Here is a 9,912-nt window from a genome sequence, read left to right as displayed (position 1 = left end):
TGAAAACACCCCATAAGTTGGATTTTTATTGTCCAACTTATGGGGTGCAGTACATAGACAGTGCAGGGCTTTTTAACTTAGTCTTTAAGGCTTTCAATGTATTGGTAGGCTTGGAAACCAGCCGTACCGCCATCGCCAGTAGCTGTTACGATCTGACGCAGGTGCTTTTGACGCACATCGCCGGCTGCAAAAACGCCTGGCAGGCTAGTGGCCATATGATCATCTGTGATAATCCAGCCTTCTTGGTCGGTAATTCCCAAATCTTTGACTGCTTCTGAGTTAGGCACCAAACCAACGTAGATGAAGACCCCTTGGGCATCCACGCGGCTAGTTTGGCCAGTCTTGACGTTCTTAATTTGCACGCCTTCAACCGCATCCGTCCCTAGAATTTCCTCCACCACGCTATCCCAGATAAATTCAATCTTAGGATTGGCAAAGGCCCGGTCTTGCAGGACTTTCTGCGCTCGGAGCTCGTCACGACGGTGAATGACCGTGACTTTGCTAGCAAATTGAGTCAGGTAATGGGCTTCTTCAACGGCCGAGTCACCTCCGCCGACTACGATAATTTCCTTATCGCGGAAGAAGAAACCGTCACAGACCGCACAGTAGGACACGCCACGGCCAGCCAACTCTTCTTCACCAGGCACGCCAAGATGGCGGTGGAAAGAACCGGTCGCTACAATGACTGCCTTAGCCTCATAGACCTTAGAGCTGGTATGTACTCGCTTAAGGTCGCCTGCTACTTCAATATGGCTCACGTCGCCGTAGTCGTGGACCGCGTCAAAACGCATAGCCCCTTGGTACATGTGTTGGGCCAATTCTGGGCCAGAAACCAGTGAAAAACCAGGATAGTTTTCCACATCTGCCGTGTTGTTGACTTCCCCACCGGGAACGCCTTTTTCAATCATATGTGTCTTGAGATTAGCTCGTGAAGCGTAGAGGGCGGCAGTCATACCAGCCGGCCCAGCACCAATCACGACGACATCTGTTACAATTAATTCTTTTTCCATTCTATCATTCACTCTCTTAGTAATGCGCTTGAGACAGGGAAGCTTCTTGCTTGCCATCACGCGTCATCAAGCGAAGTAGGCCTTCCTTGACCTGAGCACCTTCATAAATGAGACCATAGAGGGCCTCGGTAATTGGCATTTCGATACCGGTTTCCTTGGCCAGTTCATAGGCTGACTGGCAGGTAGCAATCCCTTCGACCACCATTTGAATTTCTTCTTCAATGGCTTCCTTGCTGTAACCTTTGGCTAGCAAATTCCCTGCCTGCCAGTTACGGGAGTGGGGACTAGTACAGGTGACCACTAGGTCGCCAACCCCGCTCAAACCAACAAAGGTCAATGGGTCTGCCCCTAACTTAATGCCCATACGGGATATTTCGGCTAGACCACGCGTTACTAGGGCGGCCTTGGCATTGTCGCCGTAGCCAGCACCCGCTAGGACACCGGCCCCTAGGGCAATAATATTCTTGAGGGCCGCGCCCATTTCCACGCCTACCACATCGGTATTGGTATAGATACGGAAGTAGTGATTCTTAAAGAGGGCTTGCACCTTCTCAGCTGCTTGTAAATTGGGACAAGCGGCCGTTACAGTCGTCAGGTCATGACGGGCTACTTCCTCGGCATGGCTTGGGCCTGACAAGACGACCAGGTCTTGGTAGTCTTGGCGCGGAATTTCCGCTTCAATCATCTGGCTGACCCGCAAATGGGTCCCCTGCTCCAGCCCCTTAGTGGCATGCACCAGGAGGGGTTGGGCGTCTGACTGACTGAGATAGCTAGCTACCTGCCGAGCAACCGAGCGAATAGCCTTGGTTGGTAAGACGAAGAGCAAGACAGCGGCTTGATCCAAGGCTGCTTTCAAGTCCGTTGTCGCCACAATAGTCGTCGGCAAGTTAATACCTGGCAGAAAGTGGCTATTGGTATGGGCTTGGTTAATTTCGTCCGCGATGTGGTCTTCACGTCCCCATAAGACCACCTCATGACCATTTTCAGCCAAGACTTGGCCTAGGGCAGTTCCCCAGGAACCTGAACCTAATACCGCAATTTTCATGTCCTTACCTCTTTTCTAATTGGAAATCTGAATAGGCCACACTGTGACCCCCTCGCCGTCTGATGATCATCCAGGCCAAGCCCAGCACTACCATGACGGCGGATACCCCCTGCGAAATGCGCAAGGGACCCAAGTATAAACTGTCAGTCCGGAGACCTTCAATGAAGAAGCGACCTAGGCCATACCAGACGAAGTAGCTGGCCGCTAATTCACCACGTTTGAGTAAGCCTTTTTGTCGTCGCAGGATTAAGATTAGGGCCAAACCTAGTAAGTTCCACAGCGACTCGTAAAGGAAGGTCGGCTGGTAATAATGGCCTTGAATCTGCATTTGATTAATGAGCCAAGCCGGCAAATGCAAGCCTTCTAGAAAGGCGCGGCTGGTTTCTGGCCCATAGGCCTCTTGGTTGACGAAGTTGCCCCAACGCCCGATGGCTTGGGCCAGCATAATGCCTGGCGCTGCCACATCCAAGGTCAGGATGAGGTCTTGCTGATAGCGCCTTGCCACATAGATAATGGTGGCCGTCCCTAGCAAGATAGCTCCATAGATGGCGCCCCCGCCGTGCCAAATCTGAATGATTTGGTCGGGATGGGCTAGGTAGTAGTCCAAACGGAAGAGCACATAGTAGGCACGCGCCCCTAGTAGGCCTAAGATAATGGTCCAGAAGTAGGCATCCGACAAATAGTCTTCCGACAGGCCCTTACGGCGTCCCTCACGCATGACTAAGAGATAGGATAGGACCATACCTAAGCCAATCAAGAGGCCATACCAGTGGACGGGCCAGCCCAGCAAACGGAAGGCAATAGGATCAATGGCTAAAATTGGCATCTAGTTATCAACCCGATTCTTCTTGATGAGGGCGTCTAGTTTACGGTTAAAAGTAGTCGTCGCATCATAACCCATTTGGTTAGCCCGGAAGTTCATGGCTGCTGATTCGACAATGGCCGACAAGTTCCGTCCAGTCTTAACCGGAATGCGGATACGTGGCACGTTGACTTCAAAGATTTGTTCATATTCACGTTGTGAGCCCAGACGGTCGTATTCGGTCTTGCCGTCATCTAGCACTAGGTTAATAATCAATTCCAAACGTTTAGAGCGACGGATGGCTGCTACCCCGTAAAGAGACATGACATCGATAATCCCTAAACCACGGATTTCCAAGAGGTTTTGGAGGATTTCAGGTGCTTCACCAACTAGGGTCAATTCATCAATCATAAAGAGCTCTACCCGGTCATCGGCAATCAGACGGTGGCCACGTTGGACCAATTCTAGGGCCGTTTCAGACTTACCAACACCGCTACCCCCAGTCAAGAGTACCCCCATCCCGAATACTTCCACGAAGACACCGTGCTTAGCCAAGCGCTCAGCCAAGCGACCTTCTAAAAAGTTAGTCAAGTTAGCTAGGACCCGAGTGGTCTTTGATCGTGCCACCAAGATTGGAATATGATACTTATCCGCGACCGTAATCAAATCTTCCGGCACCGACATGTCCCGTGCGAAAATAATGGCTGGCGTTTCCTCGTTACAGAGAGATTCATAGGCCAAAATCCGCTCGTTTTCTGGCAAACTTGCTAGATAGAGAAGCTCTGTCCGCCCAATCAACTGGATTCGCTCGAAAGGATAGTCCTCCACAAAACCTGTTAGGGCCAAACCTGGCCGGGATACTTCACTCGTATATACTTGACGAGAACCATAATCTTCCCCAAAGGCATATTGAATTTTTAAGGTTTTTACGAGTTCATTGACGGTTACACTGCTGGACATGAAAATGTTGCCTCCTCATTGACTTTTACCTCCTAATCTTAACATAGACGGCGGAGAATTCCTATCTTTTCGTTTGCCCAGATAGGGCTTGAAAAGACTGAATTTGCCAGCCTAAGCAGAAGACCGCAGCCATCTGGTCTGCGGTCTTTTATTAGTCTTAATCATGATAGGGACTGTCCAAGCCAACGAGGCTTTGGCCTAGGGAAAGGGCAACAGCTACCAACATAGCGCTCCAGATAGAGCTAATAGTGAGTCCACCTGGCAACCAGCTAGCTAAAAGCAGGATAAAGCCAGCAATCAACCAGTTGACCAAGCCCAAACTCAAGAAGTTGAGTGGCCAGGCAAAGAATTCTAGGACCGGCTTTACTGTCACACTCAATAGGGCGAAGACAAAGGCTGATATTAAGGCTCCGCCAAAGCCCGTAACGTTGACGCCCGGCATAACATGGGCCAAGCCCATAAAGAGTAAGGTATTCAATAAAATCCTACGCATTAGAAATCACTCCAGTCGTCTTTAGGTGTCACATCACGTCGCTTAGTCTCTGTTTTAGCGTCATGACCTGCTCGGCCTTCTTGATAGCGGCGCAGGAAGTCGTTGAGTTCATCAGTCGCTCGACGAGCTCGTTGGCGATAGCGATCTCTTTCCTGCTCGCGGTAGCTAGATCGATTGGCACGGCCATCGGCAACCGTATAGTCACTTGGCAGGATAATCCCCAAGGCTAGATAAATGAGTAAGGGTGTCCCCCAACCTATCCAGATAAGGACAAACCAAACTAGGCGAAGCAAGGTAGGATCAACCCCTAGATATTCTCCTAGTCCCCCGCAGACCCCCATTACTTTACGGTCACGGGTAGATTTATATAGTCGTTTCATGGTCGTTCCTTCTTTCTATCTCTCTTAAGCTTAGGCTTCTGGCATGATAAAAGCAACAACCAAGTAGCCGAACAAGCCTACGCCACCTAAAAAGCCAGAAACCGCCCAGACTACACGTACAAGCGTTGGGTCTATGCCAAAATAATCAGCAATACCGGCACAAACGCCTAAAAACATCCCTTCACGGGTATTACGAGTTAATCGTTTCATGGTAAATTCCTCCTATAAATCGGTATCTTTGAGGCGGATGTCGCCTGATACGGTGTTAATTTCTAAATGAACGGGTCTTTCTTGGTTGGTCATGATCCGTTGGAATTCTAGGCTGTGATGACGGTGGGTTTCAACGTCTAGGTGGCCGATACGGTGTTCCACGTCGCCTGAGCTAGATTGGGCACTGCCTTCTAGGCTTAAGTTGGCCGGAATAGCGATTTTCACATCGCCACTTACCGTGCTGACCTTCATGGCAGCCGGCGTCTCATCGCGTTTGGTTAAGAGCAAGTCGCCACTAATCAGGCTAGCCGCTACATCGCCAATGGCTCCCACTACGCGGCAGTCGCCGTTAGTCGTCTCTAGGTTGAGGCGTTTAACCTCTGCTAGGCGGTAGTCTAAATCCCCATTGGTTGAATGGTAGTCTAATAAGTCTGCTGCCACATCGGACAGGTCGACATCCCCATTGACAGTCGTCAGATAGATTTCCTTAGCTTGGATTCCGTCTAGTTCGATATCCCCTTGGGTGGTCTCAATCCGAACGGTTTCTAAGTCTTGGTCTGGCAGGGTCACTTCAATATCCGCTGACATGTGGTCGTCGGTTACTTGCAAGAGCAAGCTGCCGTCGTCCATGGAGAGGATGCTGTGGGCTTGGAAATCTTCTAGGTTAGGATTTGGAATCTTGCCGAAGAAGCTTGCCTTGACATTGACTGAGACTTGATCCACATGGGCGCGAGTGATTTTGACATCGCCTCGTGATAACTTAAAGTCTAACACCTTTAGGTCCTTAGCGTCAAAGTTAAAGGTATGCTCCCATTCATTGCCCAAACGGCCGTAGGCTCTCACACCTACATGAATGCCTTCACGCGCTGCCTTAAAGGCTGTGCTCACCACCTGACCAATAACGCGGCCTAAGCGGTTGGCTTCGTTATCGATACGTTGGCCGGCGCGGTCGGCTTTCTGACCGAATTGATCCGCTGCCCGACTGACGTGGTCGGCTGCCCGTTGGCCGCCTTCATTGACTTGCCGAACGAAGTCGTTGAGTCGTTGGCTGAAGGGCTCTAAAGTAGGACTTGCTGGCTTGTAGGCCTTGAGTTCTTCTTGGAGTTGGTCAATCTTTTGGCCTCGCTCCAGAACTTCTGCTGCCACTTGGTCTTTTTGGGCTTGGAGCTCTTGGCTGAGCTCGTCTAATTCTGCTAGAATCTCGAACTCTCTTAAGCGTTGCTTAGCGATTAGGAGGGCTTGGCCTTCTTTTTCTAGGCTAGCTTCTAATTCTTGGCGCTTGGCCGCCGCTGCTTCTGCCTCTTCCTGGCTGATGGAAGCTTCTGGTTCAGAGGCTTCTTGGGCTGGCTCTGCGGGCTTGCTGTCTTCAGGCTTATTTTCTTGTTTGTCATCAAGGCTTTGTTGGACGCTATAGATGATTTCTTGACCAAATTTGAGGCTCTTGTCGATGGCTTCTTGGACGGTAGCCTTGAGTTGTTCTGAGTCGAAGCCAACCTTCTTGTCCTGCTCAGGCTCTTGGTCAGTTGGCGCTTCTTGATGGGTTGGCGCTTCCTGATCCGTCACTTGGGCTTGGTCTTCGGCTTGGGCTTCGGCTGGCTCCTCTACTTGGTCAGCTGATTTTGCTTGGGCCGAAGCTTCGAGGAGGCGAAGGGCTTCATCCATGGTAATAACTTGTTGTTTGACTAATTCAATGATTCTTTCTTTCTCATTCATATCTCTCACTCCTTAAATGAGGGCTTATTTCTTAACTACACCCTTATTATGCCAGTTTTCCACTAGTTTGACATAGGGCCTAGGACCGATATTTGCTCGGACCTAGGGATGAAAAGAGCGGCTGACAGGTCTCAGCCGCTTTAAGCGCATAACTTATTCTAAGTTATAAGGGAAAATATAAATTATTATATAATGAAGATATGACGAACCCGCCAAGCAAAAGCCTATTAAATCAGTCTTTTCCAATCAAAAGACGAACGTTCTTGTGAAATTCTCCCGACTTTGTGAAAAACAGCTAAGAGAGACCGTAAAAATCATGGTGCTAAACCCTATTTATTAGTGTAACACTAATAAATAGGGAAGAGTAGATAAACAGATAAGACTGGGACAAATGTCCCAGTCTTATTTTATTTTTTCAATAATGGTTTGAGGTACTGGCCGGTGAAGGAGCCCTTGACTTTGGCTACTTCTTCCGGTGTCCCGGTAGCGATAATCTGACCACCGCGAACCCCGCCTTCTGGCCCAAGGTCGATGACATAGTCGGCGGTCTTAATGACATCCAGATTATGTTCAATGACCACTACGGTATTACCCGCTTGGACTAGACGGTCGATGACCTCTAGCAACTTGCGGATGTCGTGGGCGTGAAGCCCGGTCGTTGGTTCATCTAGGACATAGAAGGTGTTGCCGGTCGAAACCCGCTGCAATTCGGCCGCCAGCTTCATGCGTTGGGCTTCCCCACCTGACAGAGTAGTAGCAGACTGACCCAGGCTAATGTAGCCTAAACCAACATCTAGCAAGGTTTGGAGTTTACGCTTGATTTTCGGAATGGCAGCGAAGAACTCTACCGCTTCTTCAACGGTTAAATCCAGCACTTCGGTGATGTTGAGCCCCTTGTACTTAATTTCCAGGGTTTCAGAATTATAGCGACGGCCGCCACAGACCTCACAAGGCACGTAGACGTCTGGCAGGAAGTGCATCTCAATCTTGTTAATCCCGCCGCCGGCACAGGCTTCACAACGCCCGCCCTTGATATTGAAGCTAAAGCGCCCCTTGTTATAACCGCGCAACTTGGCTTCATTGGTCTGGGCAAAGAGATCCCGAATATCGTCGAAGACCCCCGTATAGGTAGCCGGGTTACTGCGTGGCGTCCGGCCAATCGGACTCTGGTCAATGTCGATGATCTTGTCTAAACTTTCGTAACCCTTAATCGACTTAAACTTACCTGGACGGGTCTTAGCCTTAGTCATCTCCTTGAGCAAGGCTTGCTTAAGGATGGCGTTGACCAAACTGGATTTACCTGAACCCGAAACCCCCGTCACGGCTACAAAGCGCCCTAATGGGAATTTGGCGGTGACATTCTGCAGGTTGTTCTCGCTAGCTCCTGTAACCGTCACCCAACCCTTGTCTTCCTGACGACGGCTAGCTGGCAAGGCGATTTTCTCCTTACCTGACAGGTATTTACCTGTTAAGGAATTTGGATTCTTCATGACCTCTTCCGGCGTCCCACATGCCACCACTTGGCCACCGTGCTCACCAGCACCCGGCCCAATATCGATAATATAGTCGGCTGTCATCATGGTTTCTTCGTCGTGTTCCACCACAATCAGGGTATTACCCAAGTCCCGCATCTGTGTCAGAGACTGAATCAGACGGGAGTTATCGCGTTGGTGGAGACCGATAGAAGGCTCATCCAAGATATAGAGGACCCCACTGAGGTTGGAGCCAATTTGGGTAGCCAGACGAATACGTTGAGCTTCCCCACCTGACAAGGAACCGGCTACCCGACTCAGGGTCAGGTAATCTAACCCCACATTATTGAGGAAGGTTAGGCGATCGGTCACTTCCTTGATAATGGGCTTAGCAATGACTTCATCTGCCGGCCCAAAGGTCAGGCTCTTGAAGTGAGCCAAGGCATCACTAATAGACAATTCAGTCGCTTGGGCAATATTGAGGTCCCCTACCCGAACTGACAAGGCTGTTGGGTTGAGACGTTGGCCCTGGCAGGCCGGGCAGATATGTTCGACCATGTATTGGCGCATAACTTCCTTGGTATAGTCGGAACCCGTATCGTTGTAGCGGCGTTCCATGTTGGTAATAACCCCTTCGAAGACCGTATCAACCGTCCGCGTGCCGGTACCCGACATTGGGGTGTAGGTGAATTTGAAGCTGCGTCCGTCTTTGACCCCATACTTAAGGTCGGCTTGCTGGGACTTTTTGAGCTTCTTATAAGGAACATCCATGGGAATGCCTTCCTGCTCACAGAATTGGCGCATCATGGACATATAGTAGTTGGAACTGATTGGATTCCAGGCGACAAAGGCTCCTTCTTCCAAGGTGAGATTTTCATCGGGAATAGCCAAGGCTTCGTCTACTACTAGACGGGAACCCAACCCATCACAGCTTGGGCAGGCACCAAAAGGCGCATTGAAGGAGAAGAGACGAGGCTCCAACTCACCCATCTGGAAGTCGCCGTGCGGGCAGGCAAAGTGTTCATTGAAACGCAATTCCTGACCATCAATGACATCGATGATGACATAGCCTTCAGATAGTTTGAGGGCGGTCTCCATGGAATCGAAGAGGCGGGAGCGAACGCCATCCTTGATGACGACCCGGTCCACGACGACGTCGATATTATGCTTGTTATTCTTAGCTAGTTCAGGCACTTCGGTGACATCATAAACCTGACCATCCACTCGCACCCGGACAAAACCGTCCTTATTAATCTTCTCCAGGGTCTTCTGATGCTGGCCTTTTTGATTACGAATCAGAGGGGACAGAATTTGGATACGCGTACGCTCAGGTAGGTCTAAGACCTGGTTGACCATCTGCTCAACAGATTGACGTTGAATGGGAATATTGTGATGGGGACAGTAAGGTACCCCCACACGAGCATAGAGCAAACGCAGGTAGTCGTTAATTTCCGTTACGGTTCCGACCGTTGACCGCGGGTTGTGGCTAGTAGTCTTCTGGTCGATGGAAATGGCCGGGCTCAGACCCTCGATAGAGTCCACATCTGGCTTATCCATTTGACCTAGGAACTGGCGGGCATAGGCCGACAGGCTCTCCACATAGCGGCGTTGGCCCTCTGCATAGAGCGTGTCAAAGGCCAGGGAGCTCTTGCCTGACCCGGATAGACCCGTCACTACAACTAGCTGGTCACGAGGAATCTCTAGATTAATATTTTTTAAGTTATGGGACCGTGCCCCTTTGATTACGATTTTATCTTTGGCCATTGTCTTTCTCCTCTGGTTGAATCTTACCTTACCCATTATAGCACACTTAGTCTCCTAGGTGCG

At 50.2% G+C, this 9,912-nt stretch carries 9 protein-coding genes; all 9 read right to left on the bottom strand.

The window, feature by feature from the left end:
* Positions 1–77: 77 nt before the first annotated feature.
* The gene (gene trxB / locus ACO53F_RS09065; RefSeq protein WP_303765385.1) at positions 78–1,010 is read right to left on the bottom strand and encodes a thioredoxin-disulfide reductase; all 933 of its coding nucleotides are present in this window, start codon (positions 1,008–1,010) and stop codon (positions 78–80) included.
* Between the two features lie 16 nt (positions 1,011–1,026).
* Positions 1,027–2,055 carry an NAD(P)H-dependent glycerol-3-phosphate dehydrogenase gene (locus ACO53F_RS09060; RefSeq protein WP_485138163.1) on the bottom strand — a complete coding sequence of 343 codons (1,029 nt, stop codon included), beginning with the start codon at positions 2,053–2,055 and terminating at the stop codon, positions 1,027–1,029.
* Between the two features lie 4 nt (positions 2,056–2,059).
* Entirely contained in the window at positions 2,060–2,881 is an 822-nt protein-coding gene (lgt, locus tag ACO53F_RS09055) for a prolipoprotein diacylglyceryl transferase (RefSeq protein WP_485138162.1), read from the bottom strand.
* Positions 2,882–3,817: an HPr(Ser) kinase/phosphatase gene (gene hprK, locus ACO53F_RS09050; protein ID WP_485138161.1), complete on the bottom strand. Its 936-nt coding sequence runs from the start codon at positions 3,815–3,817 to the stop codon at positions 2,882–2,884. It lies immediately after the preceding gene.
* A 157-nt stretch (positions 3,818–3,974) separates the two neighbouring features.
* Positions 3,975–4,310: a phage holin family protein gene (locus ACO53F_RS09045; RefSeq protein ID WP_023391516.1), complete on the bottom strand. Its 336-nt coding sequence runs from the start codon at positions 4,308–4,310 to the stop codon at positions 3,975–3,977.
* Positions 4,310–4,690 (bottom strand): PspC domain-containing protein, encoded by a 381-nt coding sequence (locus tag ACO53F_RS09040; protein WP_485138160.1) that lies wholly within the window; start codon positions 4,688–4,690, stop codon positions 4,310–4,312. Before ACO53F_RS09040 ends, ACO53F_RS09045 begins: the two co-directional genes overlap by 1 nt.
* Positions 4,691–4,720: 30 nt before the next feature.
* A complete protein-coding gene (locus ACO53F_RS09035) occupies positions 4,721–4,900 on the bottom strand; it encodes a PspC domain-containing protein (protein WP_485138159.1) in 180 nt (59 codons plus the stop codon).
* A 12-nt stretch (positions 4,901–4,912) separates the two neighbouring features.
* The gene (locus ACO53F_RS09030; protein ID WP_485138158.1) at positions 4,913–6,613 is read right to left on the bottom strand and encodes a DUF4097 family beta strand repeat-containing protein; all 1,701 of its coding nucleotides are present in this window, start codon (positions 6,611–6,613) and stop codon (positions 4,913–4,915) included.
* Between the two features lie 407 nt (positions 6,614–7,020).
* Positions 7,021–9,849 carry an excinuclease ABC subunit UvrA gene (uvrA, locus tag ACO53F_RS09025; RefSeq protein WP_485138157.1) on the bottom strand — a complete coding sequence of 943 codons (2,829 nt, stop codon included), beginning with the start codon at positions 9,847–9,849 and terminating at the stop codon, positions 7,021–7,023.
* Positions 9,850–9,912: the final 63 nt, after the last annotated feature.

This window comes from Abiotrophia sp. (assembly GCF_057275535.1).
The sequence above is the reverse complement of the archived record's forward strand: the minus strand, read 5'-3'. Positions and strand labels throughout refer to the sequence as shown.

What these genes read in the sequence shown, in the direction of transcription:
- trxB (WP_303765385.1), bottom strand. Translation starts at nt 1,010, where the DNA reads ATGGAAAAAGAATTAATTGTAACAGATGTCGTCGTGATTGGTGCTGGG.
- ACO53F_RS09060 (WP_485138163.1), bottom strand. Translation starts at nt 2,055, where the DNA reads ATGAAAATTGCGGTATTAGGTTCAGGTTCCTGGGGAACTGCCCTAGGC.
- lgt (WP_485138162.1), bottom strand. Translation starts at nt 2,881, where the DNA reads ATGCCAATTTTAGCCATTGATCCTATTGCCTTCCGTTTGCTGGGCTGG.
- hprK (WP_485138161.1), bottom strand. Translation starts at nt 3,817, where the DNA reads ATGTCCAGCAGTGTAACCGTCAATGAACTCGTAAAAACCTTAAAAATT.
- ACO53F_RS09045 (WP_023391516.1), bottom strand. Translation starts at nt 4,310, where the DNA reads ATGCGTAGGATTTTATTGAATACCTTACTCTTTATGGGCTTGGCCCAT.
- ACO53F_RS09040 (WP_485138160.1), bottom strand. Translation starts at nt 4,690, where the DNA reads ATGAAACGACTATATAAATCTACCCGTGACCGTAAAGTAATGGGGGTC.
- ACO53F_RS09035 (WP_485138159.1), bottom strand. Translation starts at nt 4,900, where the DNA reads ATGAAACGATTAACTCGTAATACCCGTGAAGGGATGTTTTTAGGCGTT.
- ACO53F_RS09030 (WP_485138158.1), bottom strand. Translation starts at nt 6,613, where the DNA reads ATGAATGAGAAAGAAAGAATCATTGAATTAGTCAAACAACAAGTTATT.
- uvrA (WP_485138157.1), bottom strand. Translation starts at nt 9,849, where the DNA reads ATGGCCAAAGATAAAATCGTAATCAAAGGGGCACGGTCCCATAACTTA.